Annotated in this window: 15 protein-coding genes; 7 read left to right on the top strand and 8 right to left on the bottom strand. The window is 62.7% G+C overall.

From position 1 onward, the window contains the following. Window positions 1–3 precede the first annotated feature (3 nt). Window positions 4–3,603, top strand: coding sequence for an ATP-binding protein (locus AB688_RS10915; RefSeq protein WP_063544004.1), 3,600 nt, complete (start codon window positions 4–6; stop codon window positions 3,601–3,603). 7 nt (window positions 3,604–3,610) lie between these two features. Here the strand turns inward: AB688_RS10915 and AB688_RS10910 are convergent, their stop codons facing one another. After that, on the bottom strand, window positions 3,611–3,955 hold the full coding sequence (locus tag AB688_RS10910) for a YggL family protein (RefSeq protein ID WP_054892459.1): 345 nt from the start codon (window positions 3,953–3,955) through the stop codon (window positions 3,611–3,613). Between the two features lie 186 nt (window positions 3,956–4,141). Between AB688_RS10910 and dacB the strand changes: the two genes are divergently transcribed. Then, the gene (gene dacB / locus AB688_RS10905) at window positions 4,142–5,605 is read left to right on the top strand and encodes a D-alanyl-D-alanine carboxypeptidase/D-alanyl-D-alanine-endopeptidase (protein ID WP_063544002.1); all 1,464 of its coding nucleotides are present in this window, start codon (window positions 4,142–4,144) and stop codon (window positions 5,603–5,605) included. Between the two features lie 42 nt (window positions 5,606–5,647). On the opposite strand, the gene AB688_RS10900 is transcribed toward dacB, so the two are convergent. Both AB688_RS10900 and rlmKL read right to left on the bottom strand, forming a co-directional pair. After that, entirely contained in the window at window positions 5,648–8,035 is a 2,388-nt protein-coding gene (locus tag AB688_RS10900) for a diguanylate cyclase (protein ID WP_063543999.1), read from the bottom strand. Between the two features lie 94 nt (window positions 8,036–8,129). Beyond that, window positions 8,130–10,322, bottom strand: coding sequence for a bifunctional 23S rRNA (guanine(2069)-N(7))-methyltransferase RlmK/23S rRNA (guanine(2445)-N(2))-methyltransferase RlmL (rlmKL, locus tag AB688_RS10895; protein ID WP_063543997.1), 2,193 nt, complete (start codon window positions 10,320–10,322; stop codon window positions 8,130–8,132). A gap of 549 nt (window positions 10,323–10,871) precedes the next feature. Here rlmKL and rmf point away from each other — a divergent pair. Then, complete coding sequence (gene rmf, locus AB688_RS26245; protein WP_080642046.1) at window positions 10,872–11,087, top strand: ribosome modulation factor; 216 nt, start codon at window positions 10,872–10,874, stop codon at window positions 11,085–11,087. Window positions 11,088–11,189: 102 nt separating this feature from the next. On the opposite strand, the gene AB688_RS10890 is transcribed toward rmf, so the two are convergent. Continuing rightward, the gene (locus AB688_RS10890; RefSeq protein ID WP_063543995.1) at window positions 11,190–12,212 is read right to left on the bottom strand and encodes a quinone-dependent dihydroorotate dehydrogenase; all 1,023 of its coding nucleotides are present in this window, start codon (window positions 12,210–12,212) and stop codon (window positions 11,190–11,192) included. A 128-nt stretch (window positions 12,213–12,340) separates the two neighbouring features. On the opposite strand from AB688_RS10890, the gene AB688_RS10885 reads away from it, so the two are divergent. The 4 genes from AB688_RS10885 (at window position 12,341) to AB688_RS10870 (ending at window position 17,210) form a co-directional block, all read left to right on the top strand. Then, window positions 12,341–13,555, top strand: a complete 1,215-nt coding sequence (locus tag AB688_RS10885; RefSeq protein ID WP_063543993.1) for a CmpA/NrtA family ABC transporter substrate-binding protein — start codon at window positions 12,341–12,343, stop codon at window positions 13,553–13,555. An 11-nt stretch (window positions 13,556–13,566) separates the two neighbouring features. Continuing rightward, complete coding sequence (locus AB688_RS10880) at window positions 13,567–14,142, top strand: ANTAR domain-containing response regulator (protein WP_063546691.1); 576 nt, start codon at window positions 13,567–13,569, stop codon at window positions 14,140–14,142. 181 nt (window positions 14,143–14,323) lie between these two features. Next, complete coding sequence (locus AB688_RS10875; RefSeq protein ID WP_054892465.1) at window positions 14,324–15,535, top strand: nitrate/nitrite transporter; 1,212 nt, start codon at window positions 14,324–14,326, stop codon at window positions 15,533–15,535. A 4-nt stretch (window positions 15,536–15,539) separates the two neighbouring features. Further along, entirely contained in the window at window positions 15,540–17,210 is a 1,671-nt protein-coding gene (locus AB688_RS10870; RefSeq protein ID WP_063543991.1) for a bifunctional protein-serine/threonine kinase/phosphatase, read from the top strand. A 122-nt stretch (window positions 17,211–17,332) separates the two neighbouring features. On the opposite strand, the gene AB688_RS10865 is transcribed toward AB688_RS10870, so the two are convergent. From AB688_RS10865 to AB688_RS10850, 4 genes are all read right to left on the bottom strand, one after another. Then, window positions 17,333–18,370, bottom strand: a complete 1,038-nt coding sequence (locus AB688_RS10865) for an OmpA family protein (RefSeq protein WP_054892467.1) — start codon at window positions 18,368–18,370, stop codon at window positions 17,333–17,335. A 111-nt stretch (window positions 18,371–18,481) separates the two neighbouring features. Continuing rightward, entirely contained in the window at window positions 18,482–19,072 is a 591-nt protein-coding gene (gene sigX, locus AB688_RS10860; protein ID WP_172964783.1) for an RNA polymerase sigma factor SigX, read from the bottom strand. Between the two features lie 87 nt (window positions 19,073–19,159). Then, window positions 19,160–19,984, bottom strand: coding sequence for a mechanosensitive ion channel family protein (locus AB688_RS10855; RefSeq protein WP_054892469.1), 825 nt, complete (start codon window positions 19,982–19,984; stop codon window positions 19,160–19,162). A 2-nt stretch (window positions 19,985–19,986) separates the two neighbouring features. After that, a complete protein-coding gene (locus AB688_RS10850; RefSeq protein ID WP_054892470.1) occupies window positions 19,987–20,241 on the bottom strand; it encodes a hypothetical protein in 255 nt (84 codons plus the stop codon). Between the last annotated feature and the right edge of the window lie 88 nt (window positions 20,242–20,329).

Raw genomic sequence — 20,329 nt, 5'->3', positions numbered from 1 at the left:
ATCATGCCGAGGTACATCGTCTGCGTGCTGCTGACCCTGCTCAGCCTGGGTTGCCAGGCTCAAACGAAGCAGGAGCCCGCCCCCAGGAAACTCAACCTGCTGGTCCGCTCCACCTCCGAAGCAACCGTGCCAGCTTTTTCGACCGCGCAGCAGCAATGGCTGCAATGCCGCACCAGCCTGACACTGGGAACCTCAACGCCCAACAATCCGCCCTTCGACGTCACCAATGGCAACGAATATCAAGGCTTGACAGCGGAGTATGCCGGCCTGATCGGCAGGGCACTGGGGCTGGAAATAAAGGTGCTGCGCTTTAATCACCGCCAGGACGCAGTGGAAGCACTCAAGGCCGGGCGCATCGATCTGCTTGGCAGTGCAAACGGCTATGAGGCCGCGGTCGAGGGGGTGGCGCTGTCCAAACCCTACGCTGTAGATCGCCCCGTTCTGGTCACCCGCGAAGACGAGACACGCCCCCTCGACCTGGGGCTCGCCGACTTGCGCCTGAGCACGCTCTATCATTACCTGCCGCTCGAGGATATACATGCGCTTTACCCGCAAGCCCAGCTGAAAACCTTCGGTTCCACCTCCGAAGCGCTGAACGCTGTCGCATTTGGCCAGGCCGACGTCTTTCTCGGCGATACCATTTCGACTCACTTCCAGCTTACCCGCGGTCATCTGCCACAACTGCGCATGAGCAATTTCGGCAAGCACGAAGCCGTGGGCTTCAGCTTTGCCGTGCGTGCCCAGGATCAGCTGTTGATGAGCCTGATCAACACCATCCTGGACAGCCAGCCGGCCAGCGTCAGGAATTCGATCTTCAAGCGCTGGAGCGCGGGCAGCGACCTGCTGCTTACCGATCGTCGGCTGCAACTGACGCCGCGCGAGCAGCAATGGCTACTTGATCATCCGAGCATGCGCGTGGTGGTAAACGATACCTCGGCTCCCCTGTCATTCTTCGACGGCAACGGCCATTTCCGCGGCATCACTGCCGACCTGCTGGAGCTGGTTCGACTGCGCACCGGCTTGCGTTTCGAGATCCAACGCGCTACCGGGATAAAGGAAATGATCCAGTCACTCGCGCAGGGCAGTGCTGACCTGATTGCCGCACTTGCCATCGCATCGCCTGCCCGAACAGACCTGCAACTCAGTCGCCCGTATCTCGAGAGCCCCTATGTACTGGTTACCCGCAGCGGCCGACCGTACACGTCGCTGGAACATCTGAATGGCCGCCGGGTCGCCGTTACACGACATACCTCCCCCTCCGTCCTGCTGGCGACGGCACACCCGAAGATCCGACTGATCGAGACCGAAAGCACTTCCTACTCCATGGCCCTGCTGGGCAGCGGCGCCGTGGACGCAGCCATCACCACGCTGCTGGATGCCAATCACGCCATCGCCGCCAACAACGATCTGGTGATCCGCAGCACCGTCGGCAACGACCCGGCCACCTTCTCCATGGCCAGCGTCAAGGACGCCAGCCCCCTGGCCTCCATCCTCGACAAAGCCTTGCTGAGCATCACGCCTGAAGAGCTGGGTGTCATCAACAGTCGCTGGCGCGGTTATGCATTGCACGATGGTGGCCAATGGCGCGAGTACCAGCGTCTGGTGCTGCAGGTCGTGCTGGGGATCGGCATCCTGCTGTTACTGGCGCTGGCCTGGAACGCCTACTTGCGACGCCAGATACGGCAGCGTCGCCGGGCAGAACGCGCCTTGAACGACCAGCTCGAGTTCATGCGCGCCCTGCTCAATGGAACCCCTCACCCGATGTACGTACGCGATCGCGAAGGACGGTTGCAAAGCTGTAACGACAGCTATCTGGAGGCCGTCGACGCGAGTGCCGACGCGGTCATGGGCAAACTGCTCCATGAAAGCCTGTTCAGCAACTGCGACTATACCCGGCAGATCCAAACCGACTATCTGCAGGTAATGGAAGCAGGCACGCCGCTGATCATCGACCGCCCCCTGCGCCTTAAAGACCGCGAACTGACCATCTACCACTGGATCCTTCCCTACCGCGACTCGCTGGGCGAAGTGCAAGGCATCATCGGCGGCTGGATCGACATCAGCGAACGCCGCAAGCTGATCCAGGACCTACGCCTCGCGAAACAGCAGGCCGACGATGCCAACCGGGCCAAGAGCACCTTCCTGGCGACCATCAGCCATGAAATCCGCACGCCGATGAACGCCGTCATCGGCATGCTCGAACTCGCGGCCAGACGCGCCGATCAGGGACAGTTGGACAAAGCGTCGATCGAGGTCGCCTATCATTCGGCCAGGGACCTGCTCGGGCTGATCGGCGATATTCTCGACATCGTCAGAATAGAGTCCGGGCATATGTCCCTGAGCCCTGAACCGATCGATCTGGCATCCCTGATCGAATCGGTGCGACGGGTATTCGAAGGTCAGGCACGAGAAAAAGGCCTGCTGCTGGAAGTGGTCATAGATCCCTCGGCACGTTGCCACGCCCTGCTCGATCCACTGCGCTTCAAGCAGGTGCTCTCCAACCTGGTGAGCAACTCGATCAAATTCACCAACGACGGCCATGTACGCATCAAAGCCTCGGTACAGAAGAGCGAGCGCGACATGCTCGAGCTGGAAGTGCGCGACAGCGGGATCGGCATTCACGATGACGACCTGCGACGGTTGTTCACCCCCTTCGTACAGGTCGACCCTCAGAGCGAAAGCGCCCGTGCCGGCACCGGGCTGGGCCTGGCGATCTGTCGCACCCTGTGCGAAATGATGGGCGGCCAACTGGCGATCAAGAGCCTGCAGGGCGTGGGTACCCAGGTGCGACTACTGATGCCGCTGCAGCGCGTGGCACCGCCCCCGGACAGCGTCGTGCAGCCCCCGCACATAGAGGCACCCGACACGCGGCTCAGGGTTCTTGTCATCGACGACCATCCCGCCAACCTGCTGTTGATGGCCCAGCAACTGACCTACCTGGGGCTCTGGCATGACAGCGCCCGCGACGGTCAGGAAGGGCTGGAAAAATGGCGGCACACAGATTTCGACGTGCTGATCCTGGACTGCAATATGCCGCGCATGAATGGCTACCAGCTGGCAGAAGTCCTGCGCAGTGAAGAACGCCAACGGGGCAAGACGCCTTGCACCATTCTCGGCTACACCGCCAACGCCCAACCGGAAGTGCGCCAGCGCTGCCTGAACGCCGGCATGAACGACTGCCTGCTCAAGCCCATCAGCCTGCAAACCCTCGGCTTGCATCTGGCCAGCGTGAGCCCCTCGCAACGGCGGCAAGCACAAGAACCTTTCGACCTCGACGCACTGGCGAAGATCGTCGGTGACCGCTGCGAAGACCGGGCAAGAATGCTGGCTACTCTGCAACTGAGTCTCGAGCAGGACTTCACTCTACTGATGGCCCTGGACCCCGAGCACGACGCACAGGCCATCGTCGACCAAGCGCACAAGATTCTTGGCGTGGCACGCATGTTGGATGCAAAGGGATTGATGGAGGCTTGTCAGGCGCTGGAAACAGAGGGTCTGTCGTCGACGCAACTGAAACTGCGTCGCCAGGCACTGGCGCGGCAGATGCGCCGCATAGAGAAGGCCTTGGCCGGTCAGCGTTGCCGACCAGCCAAGGCACAGTGACGCGGGATCAGGAAGCCGAGTTGATCGGCTTGTCCGGATACCAGGCATCCAGCAGCGGGCTGACTTCGATCTTGGTGAGCTCGCTGCGGCCCTTGAGCCACGCCTCGACAGTGGCGCGCTGCTCTTCGCTGACCGAGCCACGCTTGGCCAGGCAGACCAGGCCGAAGTCATCACCACCGACATAGTCCAGGCCGTTGGCGTCCATGGCTTCTGCCAGGAAGGCGTCGAGGAAGGCATCGATGGCTTCGTCGGACAGGTCTTCCTTGAAGTCCAGGTTCAGTTCGAAACCCAATTCCTGGAATTCATCCACGCACAGCTTCTTGCGCAGACGACGGGAACGGTTGGTAGCCATTGAAACAATCCTCTTGAGTAATTACGCGCGGCACTTTACCAGTTTCCGCGCCAGAGCGGCGCTTTTGTGTCGAACCTGCCCACAAACTGCACGCTTGGGGCATAATGCGCACTATATTTCGCCAAGGGGCCATCATCTCTTACAGCCCCATCGTCCCTTTCCCTCGCCCGCAGGGTTACAGCACTCATGATCAAGACGCTTCGCCCACTGCTTTTCGCCGGCCTACTCCTTCCCATCGCCTTGCCCAGCCAGGCTGCCGCCGTCAACACCAGCTTGCCACCGAAGGTGCAGCAGGCACTCAAGACCAACAAGCTGCAGGACAATGCCCTGTCGCTGGTGATGCTGCCACTCGATGGACCGGGCACGCCGACCGTCTTCAATGCCGATGTCTCGGTCAACCCGGCCTCGACCATGAAGCTGGTGACCACCTACGCCGCCCTCGAATTGCTCGGCCCGACCTTTCAGTGGAAGACCGAGTTCTACACCGATGGCACCCTGAACAACGGCGTGCTCAACGGTAACCTCTACCTCAAGGGTGGCGGCGATCCGAAACTGAACATGGAAAAGCTCTGGTTACTGATGCGTGACCTGCGTGCCAACGGTGTGCGCACCGTCACCGGGGACCTGGTACTGGACCGCAGCCATTTCGTTCAACCCACCCTGCCGCATTTCGACGATGATGGTGGCGACGTCAACAAGCCCTTCCTGGTCAAGCCGGACTCGCTGCTGGTCAACCTCAAGGCCCTGCGCTTCGTGGCCCGCAACGATGGCGGCAAGGTCGTGGTTTCGGTCGAGCCGCCCATCGCCAGCATCCGCATCGACAATCAGGTCAAGGCCGTGGCCTCGAAGCAATGCACCGGCGATGTACGCTACAACCCCGTGGTGCAGCCCGATGGCGTGAGCGTCACGGTCAGTGGGCAGCTCGGCGACGGCTGCAACTCGCAAACTTATCTGGCCCTGCTCGACCACCCCGCCTATGCGGCCGGTGCAGTCAGGGCGATCTGGAACGAGCTCGGCGGCAGCATCCAGGGCCGTGACCGCATCGAAAACGTGCCCAAGAGCGCACGCCTGCTGGCCCGGGCCTTCTCGCCAGACCTGGTCGAGGTGATCCGCGATATCAACAAATACAGCAACAACACCATGGCCCAGCAACTGTTCCTCAGCCTGGGCGCGCAATTTCGCACCGATGCCGACGGCGACGATGCCCGCGCGGCACAGCGTGTCGTGCGCCAGTGGCTGGCCAAGAAAGGCATCACCGCACCGCACCTCGTGATGGAGAACGGCTCTGGCCTTTCACGCGCCGAGCGTGTCAGCACACGTGAAATGGCGGCTTTGCTACAAGCCGCGTGGAAGAGCCCCTATGCGGCCGAATTCATCAGCTCGATGCCATTGGTGGGCATGGATGGCACCATGCGCAAGCGCCTGAAGCGCACCGCCATGACCGGCGAGGCGCACATCAAGACCGGCACCCTCAACACCGTACGCGCGATCGCAGGCTTCAGTCGCGACAGCAACGGTCATACCTGGGCCGTGTCGGCGATTCTCAATGATCCAAAGCCGTGGGGCGCCTCCCAGGTCCTGGATCAGGTGTTGCTGGAGCTCTACCGCCAGCCCAAGGTCGGCACCGGGACTGTCGGCGTAGTGCCCTGACAGAAACGGACAAACCGGGGCTGTCACCCAGCCCCGGCCACCTCAAGGCAACTCCGCTTCCACGCGATCGCGCCCGGCCTGCTTGGCCGCATAGACCCCCGCATCCGCTCGCAGCAACAAGGCATCAGCCCCTTCACCGACACGCCATCCCGCCACGCCGAAACTGGCCGTCACCCGGCCGACCCCCTCGACCGGCACACCGCGTACTCCCTGCCACAGCTCCAACGCAAGCTTGCGGGCCTGCTCGGCATTGCTGCCCGGGCACAGCACCATGAACTCCTCGCCTCCCAGCCGGCAGAACACATCGGTCCGCCGCAAGCGATGGCCAATGCGCTGGCAAAGGCTGCGCAACACGCGATCGCCGACAGCATGGCCAAACTGGTCGTTTATGCATTTGAAGTGGTCGATATCGAGCATGATCACTGCCAGGTCCAGATCATCACGCTGGGCCCGCTCCAGCTCGACCTTGAGTCGCTCCTGGAAGTAACGCCGATTGTGGATGCCGGTAAGGACATCAGTCACCGACAATGCACGCAACTCCTCCTCCACCCGCTTGAGATCGGAGATGTCCGTCAGATAGCCATGCCAAAGGGTACAGCCCTCCTCCCCGATCTCCGGCGTTGCCTCCCCCCGCACCCAACGCAGACCGGCGCGGGGCAGGCAGACGCGGTACTCCTCGCGCCAGGGCGTCATACGCTCGGCCGACTGGCGCACCGAACGGCGCACCCGATCAAGATCGTCCGGATGAATGCGCTCGAACACCGTCGATGCGTCTTGGCGCAGCAGCTGCAGATCCACTTCATAAATGTCCAGCAGCCCGGCGCTGGCGTAGGGAAAACACGAATGGCCGTCGGCATCCAGACGATATTGGTAGATGCCGCCCGGCACCTCGGCACTGAGCTTCTCCAGCAGCCGATCACGGGCGGCCAACGCTTCATGAACACGACGACGCTCGGTGACATCGATGCAAATGGCCAGGTAACCCACCCACAAGCCTTGCTCGTCGAGCACCGCCGTCACCAGCATGTTGGCCAGCAAATGACTGCCGTCCTTGCGCATCAGGGTCCACTCCGCGGGCTCCCCTGCACCACCCTGCACGGTTTCGGCGAACATCGCCTGGCCTGCCGTGATCTCGCGCCCATAGCGCAGACTCAAGGCATGGGCACGCTGGCGCAGTTCGTCCGGCTGGACCAGATCCTCCAGCGTCAGGTGACCGAGCGCTTCGTCGGCCGAGTACCCCAGCATGCGCTGGGCTCCGGCATTGAAGGTGCTGATCACGCCCCGCAGGCTGGTGGCAATGATCGCTACCTGGGTCGCGGCATCCAGCACGCTGCGTAGCTGGTTGTGAGTCTCACGCAGCGACTGCTCGCTCACGCGCAGTGCCGCCGTGCGCTGCTCTACCAGGGTCAAAGCACGTTGACGCTGGCTGAACAGGCTGTAGAGCAAGGCGCTGAGCAACAGGCTCAACAAGCCACCGAGCAGCGTCACGGTGAACACCGCCGAGGAACGGTTGGCCTGGAGGAAGGCTTCGCTGGGGCGAATATCGAGCTGATAGTGGTGGTCGGCCAGATGCAGCAATTGGCTGCTGGTCAAAGGCAATGGCGCGCTTAGGTTGCCCGAATCGTACAACGTCTCATGGCCCTGGCTGCCCGACAGATCGAGGATACGTACCACCAGGTTATCGTCCGACGCGGTCGGCAGCCCCTCGCCAATCAGCTGACGCATGCTCAACAAGGCCATGACATAACCGGCAGGCGGCCCGCTCGGCGCCGACGCGGTGAACACCGGTGCGACGATCAGCAGGCCACGGGTGTAGGCCGGCTCGACATCGATCATGTCCAGTGGGGAGGAAACCGCCAGGCTGCCGGGCGTGGTGGCGCGGTCCAACGCATCCTGGCGCTGAGGCTGGCTACGCAGGTCGAGCCCGTAAGGCTGGTCGTGCTGGCGGGTGGCCTGGGTGTAGAGCACCGGATAATAGAAGGCCCGTGACGGCGATGCCTGCCAAAGGCCTTGGGCATCGAAATCACGAATCTGATAGGGGCGCCCCAGCCAGGTGCTGGCGCGGCGCTCGAAGGCATCGCGCTCGTCGGCTTCGACCCGCGGCGCCCAGGAATATGCCTGGGTACGGTGCAACAAGGGGCGGGCGTAACCGTCGAACTCCTCGGGGAGAATGTCACTGGAATAGGTGAAGAAGCGCCGCAGACCGTCCAGGCGCTGTTCCTGCTCCTCGAAGCGTTCGGCGATACGGCTATAGCGCTCACTGGCCAGCAGTTCGAAGCGCTGACGCAACTGCTGCTTGTAGAAGGCGTGGGCGGCGAAGGCCAGCGCAGCAGTGAGCAACCCGCCGGCCACCAGCGCGACCAGCGCAACGGCCCAGGCCGAGAGCGCCTCGCTGATCAGGCCGAACATCTTCGCACGCACCCTCGACATAGAGCATTCTCACCACGTCAGCGTCCTGCGAATTGTTCGGCCCTGAGCTGATTTATAGCCATTAGCCATCAGCGCTGCAATGCACTTCTTCTCTTCAGCGTAGCTGCAGGCGCCAGGCCCGGTGGATGCGGTTATTGCGGGCAAAATCCGGATCCAGGGTCTGTGCGCTGATCTCTTCCACCGCATAGCGCTCGAGCAGGTGCTCGTCGAGCTGGAACTTGCGGAAGTTGTTGGAGAAGTACAACACGCCCCCCGGCGCCAGACGCGCCATCGCCAGGTCCAGCAGACGCACGTGGTCACGCTGCACGTCGAACACCCCCTCCATGCGCTTGGAGTTGGAGAAGGTCGGTGGGTCGATGAAGATCAGGTCGTAGCTGTCCTGGGCATTCTCCAGCCAGGCCATCACATCGCTCTGTTCCAGGCGGTTGCGCTCGGAGAAGCCATTGAGCGACAGGTTGCGCCGCGCCCAATCCAGGTAGGTTTTCGACAGGTCGACGCTGGTGGTACTGCGCGCCCCCCCCTTGGCCGCATGCACGGTGGCGGTAGCGGTGTAGCAGAACAGGTTGAGGAAGCGCTTGCCCGATGCTTCGCGCTGGATACGCAGACGAATCGGACGGTGATCGAGGAACAGGCCGGTGTCCAGGTAGTCGGTCAGGTTGACCAGCAGCTTGACGCCGCCTTCGCTGACTTCCTGGAAGCGCCCTTCCGTGGCCTGACGCTCATACTGGCGTGTACCGCCCTGACGCTCGCGGCGCTTGAGCACCACGCGCTGAGGATCGACACCCAGGGCCTGGGGAATCGCAGCCAAGGCATCGAGCAGGCGCGCCTGGGCCTTGTCCGGGTCGACCGAACGCGGCGCTGCGTATTCCTGAACGTGCACCCAATCATGATACAGATCGACCGCCAGGGCATATTCGGGCATGTCGGCATCGTACAGACGGTAGCAGTCGACCTGCTCGCGGCGGGCCCACTTGCCCAGCTGCTTCAGATTCTTCTGCAAGCGGTTGGCGAACATCTGCGCGCCTTCGGAAAGGCGTGCCGGTTCATGGGCCACGGCCGGTGCCGCACGCGAGTCGCCGGCCTGATCATCGGTGGGGCGACGCTCACCCGTCACGAACTGGTCGGGCTGGACCTTGAACAGCAACAGCTTGCACGGCAGCGCACCGTTCCAGAACGCATACTGCTTGTGGCTGCGGATGCCCATGCGCTTGCCCAGTTCGGGTGCGCCGGTGAACACCGCCGCTTCCCAGCCCATGCAGGCCTGGCGCAGGCGCTCGCCGAGGTTCTGGTAGAGGTACAGCAGGCTCGCCTCGTCCCCCAGACGCTCGCCATAGGGCGGGTTGCTGATGACCAGGCCTTTCTGGTTCTGGTCCGGGCGCGGCTCGAAGCTGGCGACTTCGCCCTGGTAGATCTTCACCCAGTCACCCAGGCCTGCACGCTCGACGTTGTTGCGTCCGGGCTGAATCAACCGGGGATCGGCCTCGTAGCCGCGAATCCACAATGGCGGCTTGGCCAGGCCCGCCTGGGCACGGGCCTGGGCCTCGTCATGCACCTTGCGCCACAGCGCTGGGACATGGCCCTGCCAGGCACTGAAGCCCCAACGCTCGCGCTTGAGGTTCGGTGCAATATCGGCGGCAATCATCGCAGCTTCGACGAGGAAGGTCCCGACACCGCACATGGGGTCGGCCAACGCGCCGCCCTCGGCGGCAATACGCGGCCAACCGGCGCGGATCAACACCGCGGCAGCCAGGTTTTCCTTGAGCGGTGCAGCACCCTGCTGCAGGCGATAGCCGCGTTGGTGCAGGCTGTGGCCGGAAAGGTCGATGGACAGGATGGCTTCGCCGCGGTCCAGGCGCAGGTGGACACGCAGGTCAGGGTCGATCTTGTCCACGGATGGTCGCTGGCCTTCACGGTTGCGCAGCTTGTCGACAATGGCGTCCTTGACCTTGAGCGCACCGAAGTGGGTGTTGTCGATGCCCGATCCATGGCCACTGAACTCCACCGCCAGGGTGCCGTCGGCGGCCAGGTGGTCCTGCCAGTCGACACCGTGCACGCCATCATAGAGGTCGTCGGCGTTTTTCATGGCGAAGCGCTTGACCACCAACAGCACGCGGTTGGCCAGGCGCGACCAGAGGCACAGCCGGTAGGCAGTTTCCATGTCGGCCGCGCCGCGGATCGCCGAGGTGTGCTCGCGCACGTCGGCCAGGCCCAGGCCGCGGGCTTCTTCCGCAAGCAGCCCTTCCAGGCCTTTGGGACAGGTGAGATAGAGTTCGAGTGAGTCCGACATGTAGATTCCAGAGCCTCTGGGCTGTGTGCTGGCAACGCGACGCATCGCTGTTGCCTGAGTTTGCCGGATACCCTTCCAGCAGGTATCCGGGTGGCGTGCCGATCATTCGGCAAACCGGGCCACCCGATCGACATCCAGCGCCAGGTGGCGCAAGGCGGTTTGATCGTCGGGCAGTGTGAAAATTTCGTCTAACGAAGGCATCGATGTGACCCTTCGTCGCATTACCAGATGTTGCGTCAGTTCGATGGCGCCAATGGCCAAATGATTTCAATCATCGGCAAACCCTCATCATAGCGGGACAAAACCTAAACAAGGTTGAGTCGCATTTATTTACTTATCCCCTCACCCCTGGAAAGGTTACGTCCTTATGACAAATTGATCATTCACACTGTGACCCGCATTGGTTAGAACTGACCTCAGGCCGCTTCGCAACGAGGCGGCACTTTCAGCTCGCCACGCCGGCAGCGAGCGCAAAACCGGCAGAAAGATTCTGCCCGGCCTCGGAGAGGCCGACGGGACATTACAGTCAACAAGTGAGGGCAACACCCTATGAGAAGACTTAAGCGTGATCCGTTGGAAAGAGCATATTCACGTGGCTACCAATACGGGGTAACCGGCAAATCCCGCGAACTTTGCCCCTTCAATCTGCCATCCGTTCGCCAGGCATGGATCAACGGTTGGCGTGAAGGTCGCGGCGACAACTGGGACGGCATGACCGGCACCGCTGGCATCCAGAGACTCAACGAAAATCACGCCGTTGGCTGAACGAGGACACTGAATTCGAGTCACCATGCACGCCCCATCCGGGCGGCGGGCTGCGGCCCAGGGGCCCCTTGAAGGGGCCCTTTTTATTGGGCCGCGTCTTTGTTAGCGGGGCAGCGCCGCAATTGCATCCACCGCTTCGCGAATCAGTGCAGGGCCCTTGTAGATGAAGCCCGAATAGATCTGCACCAGGCTCGCACCGGCTGCGATTTTCTCGGCGGCATGGCGACCTTCGGTGATCCCGCCCGCAGCGATGATCGGCAACTTGCCGCCCAGTTCAGCAGCCAGCACCTTGACGATGTGAGTGCTCTTCTCCAGCACCGGCGCGCCGGACAACCCACCCGCCTCGCCCCCGAACGGCAGCCCTTCGACCCCTTCGCGCCCCAAAGTGGTATTGGTCGCGATTACCGCATCCATGCCCGACTCGACCAGGGCTGCCGCCACCAGCGCGGTTTCCTCATCGCTCATGTCCGGTGCGATCTTGATCGCCAGCGGCACGCGTTTGCCGTGCTCGCTCGCCAGCTGCTCACGACGCTCGGCCAGCGCGTCGAGCAGTTGCTTGAGCGAATCACCGAATTGCAGGCTGCGCAGGCCGGGAGTGTTGGGCGAGCTGACGTTGACCGTGATGTAGCTGGCCTGGGTGTAGACTTTTTCGAGGCAGATCAGGTAGTCGTCCTGGGCACGCTCGACTGGCGTGTCGAAATTCTTGCCGATGTTGATGCCCAGCACGCCGTCATAACGCGCCGCGCGCACCCGTTCCAGCAGGTGATCCACACCCAGGTTGTTGAAGCCCATGCGGTTGATGATCGCAGTCGCTTCCGGCAGGCGGAACAACCGTGGCTTCGGATTGCCAGGCTGTGGCCGCGGGGTGACAGTGCCGATCTCGACGAAGCCGAAGCCCAGCTGGGCGAAGCCATCGATGGCCGCGCCGTTCTTGTCCAGGCCTGCGGCAAGGCCCACGGGGTTCGCGAAGTTCAAGCCCATGACGGTCACCGGCACCGAGGCCGGGCGCTTGCACAGCAGGCCATTGAGGCCAAGGCGGCCACCGGCGCCGATGAGGTCGAGCGACAGGTCGTGGGAGGTTTCCGGGGAGAGCTTGAACAGCAGCTGGCGGGCCAGGGTATACATGGGCAGGCAGGACTCGGGGGTGAGTGAGGGATGCGATTATAGCCAGCGCGCCGTCCGCGCGACAGGGCCTTGGCACATGGGTTGCTTCGAAGCGCTGGCAACCCGATCGGTACGGGTGAGGATATTTCGTGAACACAGCCCCTCCGACAACACCCTTGGCCTGGGTCAACGGCAGCGATGCACCCGAGAAACCCAGCCTGAACATCGGCTTCATGGCCCTGACCGACTGCGCCTCGGTGGTGGTCGCGGCCACGCAGGGCTTCGCCCAACTCCAGGGTCTGACCCTCAATCTGCAGCGTCAGGCCTCCTGGGCCGGGACCCGAGACAAACTCGCCAGCGGCGAACTGGATGCTGCCCACTGCCTGTACGGGCTGGTCTACGCCATGCACCTGGGCATGGGCGGTGCCGTGGCCAACGATATGGCGGTGCTCATGGGCCTGAACCAGAATGCCCAGGCCATCAACCTTTCCCCGGAACTGCAGCGCAAGGGCGTGACCAGCCCTGAAGCACTGGCACGGCTGGTGCACCAGCGTGGCGCACGCCTGACCTTCGCCCAGACGTTTCCCACCGGCACTCACGCCATGTGGCTGTACTACTGGCTGGCCAGCCAGGGTATCCACCCGCTGCACGATGTCGACAGCGTGGTGGTGCCACCGGCACAGATGGTCGCACACCTGCAGGCCGGGCGTATCGACGGCTTCTGTGCCGGCGAGCCCTGGTCGGCAGACGCCGTGGGGCAGAACCAGGGTTTCACCCTGGCAACCAGTCAATCGATCTGGCCGGACCATCCAGAAAAGGTCCTGGCCAGCACCCGCGCTTTCGTCGAGCACTACCCCAACAGCGCCCGCGCGCTGGTCAAGGCGATACTCGCCGCCAGCCGCTTCATCGAGCAAAGCGCGGAAAATCGCCGAGGCACGGCGCAGCTGCTCAGCGGCAGGGCCTACCTGGATACGCCAGTCAGCAACATCGAACCGCGCCTGCTGGGCGACTACCACGACGGGCTGGGCAACCGGTGGCAGGATCGTCACGCCCTGCGCGTGCATGATCAAGGTCGGGCGAACCTGCCCTATCTGTCCGACGGCATGTGGTTCATGACCCAGTTCCGACGCTGGGGCCTGCTGCGCGAGGATCCGGACTACCTGGCGGTGGCCACGCGTGTGCAACAACTGGCGCTGTACCGTGAAGCAGCCCAGGCCGTGGGCGTGCCCTGCGCAGATGAACCGATGCGCAGCAGCCTGCTGATCGACGGCATCCGCTGGGACGGCAGCGACCCCCATGCCTATGCCCGCAGTTTCCGCCTGCACGCCCTGGATGACGCCCCGCACATGCGGGTTGGTTCGTGAAGGTGGCCACCATGCTGCGTATTCTGCTGATCGATGATACCGAGAAGAAGGTCGGTCGCCTCAAGGCTGCTCTGATCGAAACTGGCTTCGATGTGATCGAGGCGCCGGGGCTGACCATCGACCTGCCCACCTGCGTCGAAACGGTGCGCCCGGATGTCGTGCTGATCGATACCGAGTCACCGGGTCGCGATGTGATGGAACAGGTGGTGCTGGTCAGTCGCGACCAGCCACGGCCCATCGTGCTGTTCACCGACGAGCATGATCCGGGGGTGATGCGCCAGGCGATCCAGGCCGGCGTCAGCGCCTACATCGTCGAAGGCATCCATGCAGCGCGCCTGCAGCCGATACTGGACGTGGCCATGGTCCGCTTCGAGAGCGACCAGGCGCTCAAGGCGCAGCTGCTGGCTCGCGACCAGCAATTGGCCGAACGCAAGCGCATCGAACAGGCCAAGGGCCTGCTGATGAAGATGAAGGACTGCAATGAAGAGCAGGCCTACACCCTGATGCGTCGCCAGGCCATGAGCCGTCAGCAGAAGCTGATTCAGGTGGCCGAGCAGATCATCGCCATGTCCGAGATGCTTGGCTGAGTCGATGTTGGCCCGGCTCTTGCTCAGCCAATAGCTCAGGCAGCCAACGGCGGTTGCCACATCATCCCGACAAAGACGTCGCTCTCCCCTCCACGCTGATGGACCGGGTAGCGACGTCTTTTTCATTTGCGCCCTGCGCAGGCAGGGCATGACAACCGTTGCAAGCCGCGCGAGGTGTTCAATGAATACGAGCTTCTGGAAATCCGGGCATGTGCCTACGCTGTTTGCCGCCTTCCTCTACTTCGACCTGAGCTTCATGGTCTGGTACCTGCTCGGTCCCTTGGCAGTGCAGATCTCCGCCGACCTGCAGCTGACTGCCCAGCAACGGGGCCTGATGGTGGCAACACCGATCCTGGCCGGTGCCATATTGCGCTTTATCATGGGCATGCTGGTCGACCGACTGTCTCCCAAGACTGCCGGGCTGATCGGCCAGGTCGTGGTGATCGTCGCCCTGGCCTGTGCCTGGTTCATGGGCATCCACAGTTACGAACAGGCGCTGCTGCTGGGCGTGTTCCTCGGCGTTGCAGGTGCCTCGTTCGCCGTGTCGCTGCCGTTGGCGTCGCAGTGGTATCCACCTCAGCACCAGGGCAAGGCCATGGGCATCGCCGGTGCGGGTAATTCCGGAACGGTGTTCGCAGCCCTGCTCGCCCCGGTGCTGGCCGCAGGTTTCGGCTGGAACAACGTGTTCGGTTTCGCCGTCATCCCGCTGGTGATCACTCTCGTGGCCTTTGCCCTGCTGGCACGCAATGCCCCACAGCGCCCCAAGCCCAAGGCGATGGCCGACTATTTCAAGGCCCTGGGCGACCGAGACAGCTGGTGGTTCATGTTCTTCTACAGCGTCACCTTCGGTGGCTTCATCGGCCTGGCCAGCGCCCTGCCGGGCTACTTCAGCGACCAGTATGGCCTGAGCCCGATCACCGCCGGCTACTACACGGCGGCCTGCGTATTCGCCGGTAGCCTCATGCGCCCGCTGGGCGGGGCCCTCGCCGACCGTTTCGGTGGCATCCGCACGTTGCTCGGGATGTACAGTGTGGCGGCGGTGTGCATCGCCGCGGTCGGCTTCAACCTGTCCAGCGCCGCGGCAGCCCTGGCCCTGTTCGTCAGCGCCATGCTTGGCCTGGGCGCTGGCAACGGTGCGGTGTTCCAATTGGTGCCGCAACGCTTCCGCCAGGAAATCGGGGTCATGACCGGCCTGATCGGCATGGCCGGTGGTATCGGCGGCTTCCTGCTGGCGGCAGGCCTGGGTGCAATCAAGCAGCACAGCGGCGACTATCAGCTTGGCCTGTGGCTGTTCGCCAGCCTGGGGTTGCTCGCCTGGTTCGGCCTGTATGGGGTCAAGCGTCGCTGGCGCACCACATGGGGTTCGGCTGCCGTAACGGCGGCGCGGGTCTGACCGCATGAGCTTGCAACTGGCGTTCGCCCAGGCCAGCGCCACCGGCCCGCGCCCGGAAAACCAGGATGCCCTGCGCCTGGTCACCCCGGCCGCAGAGCTGGCCGCCAGCAAGGGCTACCTGTTCGCCCTCGCCGACGGCGTCAGCCAGTGCGCCGATGGTGGCCTGGCCGCCAGGGCCAGCCTGCAAGCCTTGGCACTGGACTACTATTCCACTCCCGCCACTTGGGGGGTGGCCCAGGCCTTGGATCGGCTGCTGCTGGCGCAGAACCGCTGGCTGCGCGCCCAGGGCAACGGTCAACCGCTGATGACCACGCTGACCGCCCTGGTGCTGCGCGGCAAGCGGTTCACCCTCGCCCATGTCGGCGACTGCCGCGCCTACCACTGGCACAACGGTCGCCTGTCGTGCCTGAGCGATGACCATGTCTGGGACCAGCCTGGGATGCATCATGTGCTCAAGCGCGCCTTGGGTCTGGACCAACACCTGCTGGTCGATTACCGGGAGGGTGAACTGCAGCCAGGCGAGTGCTTCGTGCTGCTCAGCGATGGTGTCTGGTCAAGCCTGAGCGATCAGCAGATCCTCTCGATCCTGCGTGAGCAGCCTGACTTGCAGGTGGCCGCCGATACCCTGGTCGCCACCGCGCACCTGTGTGGCAGCCAGGACAACGCCAGCGCATTGCTGGTCAGGGTCGAACAACCGGGCTCGGCGAATCTGGGCGATACCCTTGCGCAGTTGCAGGAATGGCCGATACCAACCGCCCTGCGTACGGGCCAGCGCATCGATGGCTGGTGTGTTGAGGCGCTGCTCGCCCAGAGCCGACAATCCTTGCTCTACCAGGTCAAGGATACCCAGGGCCAGACATGGCTGCTCAAGACCCTCCCACCGGCCCGCGAAACCGATCAAGGCGCCGCCCAACGGCTGCTGCTCGAAGAATGGTTTCTGCGCCGGGTTGCTGGCCGACACTTCCCCGAGGTGAATGCCGCCAGCCAGCGCCAGCACCTGTACTACCTCATGCGCCAATATCCCGGCCAGACGCTTGCCAGCTTGTTCGCCGAGCATGGGCCCTTGCCACTACCGCAATGGCTGGAACTGACGCGCCAGTTGCTGCAGGCGGTGGGTGTGCTGCACCGGCGCAACCTGCTGCACCGCGATATCAAGCCGGAAAACCTGCACCTGGGTGGAGATGGTCAACTGCGCCTGCTGGATTTCGGCCTGGCGTATTGCCCAGGGCTATCAGAGGATCAGCCGCACGATCTGCCCGGCACGCCTTCGTTCATTGCCCCGGAAGCCTTCGATGGTGAGCCACCGACACCCCGCCAGGATCTCTATGCCGTTGGCGTGACCCTGTACTACCTGCTGACCGGGCACTATCCGTACGGCGAAGTCGAGGCGTTCCAGCGCCCACGCTTCGCAACGCCAGTCAACGCTGCGCGCTATCGTCCCGACCTGCCGGAATGGTTGCAGCGCAGCCTGGAAAAAGCCGTCTCGGTGGACCCTGCACAACGTTTCGAAACTGCCGAACAATGGCTGCTGCTGCTCGAACGCGGTGACCGCCAGGAGTTGGCCATGCGCCCTCGCCCCCTGCTGGAGCGCGAGCCGCTGAAGGTCTGGCGAACCTTGGCGCTGTTGTCGATGGTGTTGAACCTGGTGCTGCTGTACATCCTGCTTAAAAGGTAAGCCTGAGCGAACCTCTTCGCGGGCAAGCCCGCTCCCACAGATGCACGCCCGTGCGGCACACCCAAATCACAGGCAAAGAAAAACCCGGCCGAGGCCGGGTTTTTCGTGAAGCTTCAAACCAATTACTTGGCCTGGGCTTCTACCTGAGCTTCTACGCGACGGTTAACGGCGCGGCCAGCTTCGGTGGCGTTGTCAGCAACTGGACGGGTCTCACCGTAGCCAACCGAGTCAACACGGTTGGATTCGATGCCGTACTGCTGGGTCAGAACCTGCTTGACAGCATTGGCACGACGCTCGGACAGCTTCTGGTTGTAAGCGTCTGGACCTACGGAGTCAGTGTGACCTTCAACCACGGTGGTGGTTTGTGGGTACTGCTTCATGAAGTCAGCCAGGTTCTTGATGTCGCCGTAGCTGTTAGGCTTGACGACCGACTTGTCGAAGTCGAACTTCACGTCCAGCTCAACGCGGACGTTTTCAGCGGCAGCCGGGCAGCCGTCGGCGTCAACGGTAACGTTGGCCGGGGTGTCAGGGCACTTGTCGACGTTGTCGCAGACGCCGTCGTTGTCGCTGTCGGTGCAGACTTCGGCAACCGGAGCAGGAGCAGGAGCTGCGGACTGCTTCGGGCTACCGCCGAAGTTCAGGCCAACGCCGACGCTCGGTGCCCACTCGGTGTCACCTTTGTCGATGTTGTACTGGGCTTCAACGCCGGCACGGGCGTAGAACATGTCGGTGATGTACCACTTGGCACCAGCGCCCAGGTTGGCGAAGGTGGAGTGGTCACGACCGCCACGGCCGGTCTGGCCCAGCGACTGGTGGGAGAAACCAGCCGAAACGTACGGACGGATAGCGTCGTACGGGTTGTTGAAGTGGTAAACGGCATCCAGGGCGGTGTTCGAGCCCTTGATGTTCTTGCCGTCGTCGCCACGAGCGTTGTGAACTTCGTCGTAGCCCAGACGCAGTTCAACGTCGTCGGTCAGGAAGTAACCGATCGAGCCGCCGAACAGGTTGCCGTCGTTCTTGAAGTCGCGCTGGCTGTCGAAGAACTCCTTCTTGTAGAAGATCTCGGTTTCGACGGCGCCTTGGCCTTGTGCCATAGCGCCAATCGAGGTGGCGGCTACGAGCGAACCAATGGCCAAGCCCAAGGTATTTTTCAATTTCATCCGTTAAATCCCCATCTGGTGATAGTTAAGCAGCCCCACCAAAATCCGGGGGGACAACTCGACGGCAAGTCTAGCAGACCTTGCCGATTCGTTTGAGCCATTTGCATAAGACTAAGTTTCAACCGAGTCCGCAAATTTCTCACGAAGCTTGTCGAGCGCACGCTTGTAACGCATTTTCGTGGCGCTCAGGCCCATGTGCATGATGTCGGCGATCTCCTGAAACTCCAGCTCTGCGACAAAACGTAGCACCAGAATCTCCCGGTCGATCGGGTTCACATACACCAGCCATTTATCCAGCCCGCCTTTTTCTTCAGCTTTCGGAGCCTTGTCCTCGGACGCCTCTTCGACGGGGTCCAGGCTCAGGGCATCCATCAACCTTCTCTTGCGACGCTCCTTGCGGTACTGGGTGATACATTCGTTGTAGGTGATGCTGTAGAGCCAGGTCTTGAACTTCGATTTGCCCTCGAAATTCTTCAGGCCGTACAACACTTTCAGCATGACCTCCTGACAGACATCGTCAGCATCCCGATCGTTCCCCAGATAACGTGCACAGACGTTGAACAGGGTCCGTTGGTAGCGCCGCATGAGCTCCTCATAGGCGCGGGTAACATGAAACAGCTCCTCATGCGAACGCGCCACCAACTCCTCGTCGGTGAGCTCGCGGGGGTCGTAACGCATGGGCGGCGAATAGACTTTATTCAAAACGGATCTGGCCGACAGTCAGGTCAATGTCGCCGCTCAGCCCTTGGGCCGATTTTTGCGGCGGCATACATTAACAGCTTTGTGCGGTTAGCGGCTATTGACGCGCTGCTCGAGCAGCACCCGATTGGACAGCGACACCAACTCGCCATCATCGGTCAGCAGCGTCGTCTTGACCGTCCCGATCTCTTCGATATGCCCTTCGACCTCTCCAATCCGCACCTGCTGGCCAACCTGATACAACTCGCGCACGTAGATCCCGGCAAGGATCTGTCCGGCGATTTCCCGGCTGCCCAGGCCCATTGCCAAGGCCACGGCCAGACCAACGGTAATCAGTCCGATGACGATCACATGGTTGAGCAAGTCGGTCTTGACCTCAAGCTGGCTGATCGCCACCGAGATCGCGATGATGATGACCAGCCCCTGGGCAATGCGCCCGACGCCCGCTGCGTATTCCAGGCCGATGCCTTCGGCAGCGCCGCGCACCAGGCCGTTGACCAGCTGCGCCAGCAGTACACCGGCCAGCAATACCAGCGCCGCACCAAATACTTTGGGCAGGTAGAGGGCAAGCATGTCGAGGGTGGCGGAAACCCGCTCCAGGCCCAGCGATTCGGCGGCGGAAACCAGGAAAATCAGCAGGATGAACCAGTAGACGATCTTGCCGATCAAGGTCGAGATCGGCACCTGGATACCGACCCGGCCGAGCATCTTGGTCAGCCCGGTCCCGCTCATCAGGCGGTCGAGACCGAACTTGGCGAGCAGCTTGGACAGCAGTGTGTCGAGCAGCTTGGCCACCACGAAACCGAGCAGCACCACGACCAGCGCGCCGAACAGGTTGGGGATGAAGTTCGCCACCTTGGTCCAAAGGGCAGTCATGGCGGTGACCAGGCTCTGGGTCCAGAGATCGAGTTCCATATTCAATCGGCCTTATCAGCTTTCTGTCTGCCAGCGGCAGGGGTACGGCGCACCGGCGCGACATGCGCCGAGCCATTGTTGACAGCGATCAGCAGCGCCTGGCTCCAGCGGCCCAGCAGGCTGAACAGATCGCCCGCGCCAACCTGACGGTTGGCGGTTTTCAGCACGCGACCCAGGCAGGCATCGTCATCTCGGTCATGGCCGGACGGCGACGCCTTGAGCAGGTCGCGCAAGGATTCTTCAAACGGATCGTGCATGGGCACCTCGCGTGATGTCAGTCAAAGACGAGAGCTCTGGCCAACGGGTCACACAGCGATGTGGGACGAATGTTTCAAAATACATACG

The organism is Pseudomonas putida (assembly GCF_001636055.1).
GTDB classification, from domain to species: Bacteria; Pseudomonadota; Gammaproteobacteria; order Pseudomonadales; family Pseudomonadaceae; genus Aquipseudomonas; species Aquipseudomonas machongensis.
Note: the sequence above shows the minus strand (reverse complement) of the source record. Positions and strands in the feature narration are given on the sequence as shown.

Bases quoted from the DNA above. Each gene is read 5' to 3' on its own strand.
- AB688_RS10915 (WP_063544004.1), top strand. From the start codon at position 4: ATGCCGAGGTACATCGTCTGCGTGCTGCTGACCCTGCTCAGCCTGGGT.
- AB688_RS10910 (WP_054892459.1), bottom strand. From the start codon at position 3,955: ATGGCTACCAACCGTTCCCGTCGTCTGCGCAAGAAGCTGTGCGTGGAT.
- dacB (WP_063544002.1), top strand. From the start codon at position 4,142: ATGATCAAGACGCTTCGCCCACTGCTTTTCGCCGGCCTACTCCTTCCC.
- AB688_RS10900 (WP_063543999.1), bottom strand. From the start codon at position 8,035: ATGTCGAGGGTGCGTGCGAAGATGTTCGGCCTGATCAGCGAGGCGCTC.
- rlmKL (WP_063543997.1), bottom strand. From the start codon at position 10,322: ATGTCGGACTCACTCGAACTCTATCTCACCTGTCCCAAAGGCCTGGAA.
- rmf (WP_080642046.1), top strand. From the start codon at position 10,872: ATGAGAAGACTTAAGCGTGATCCGTTGGAAAGAGCATATTCACGTGGC.
- AB688_RS10890 (WP_063543995.1), bottom strand. From the start codon at position 12,212: ATGTATACCCTGGCCCGCCAGCTGCTGTTCAAGCTCTCCCCGGAAACC.
- AB688_RS10880 (WP_063546691.1), top strand. From the start codon at position 13,567: ATGCTGCGTATTCTGCTGATCGATGATACCGAGAAGAAGGTCGGTCGC.
- AB688_RS10875 (WP_054892465.1), top strand. From the start codon at position 14,324: ATGAATACGAGCTTCTGGAAATCCGGGCATGTGCCTACGCTGTTTGCC.
- AB688_RS10870 (WP_063543991.1), top strand. From the start codon at position 15,540: ATGAGCTTGCAACTGGCGTTCGCCCAGGCCAGCGCCACCGGCCCGCGC.
- AB688_RS10865 (WP_054892467.1), bottom strand. From the start codon at position 18,370: ATGAAATTGAAAAATACCTTGGGCTTGGCCATTGGTTCGCTCGTAGCC.
- AB688_RS10855 (WP_054892469.1), bottom strand. From the start codon at position 19,984: ATGGAACTCGATCTCTGGACCCAGAGCCTGGTCACCGCCATGACTGCC.
- AB688_RS10850 (WP_054892470.1), bottom strand. From the start codon at position 20,241: ATGCACGATCCGTTTGAAGAATCCTTGCGCGACCTGCTCAAGGCGTCG.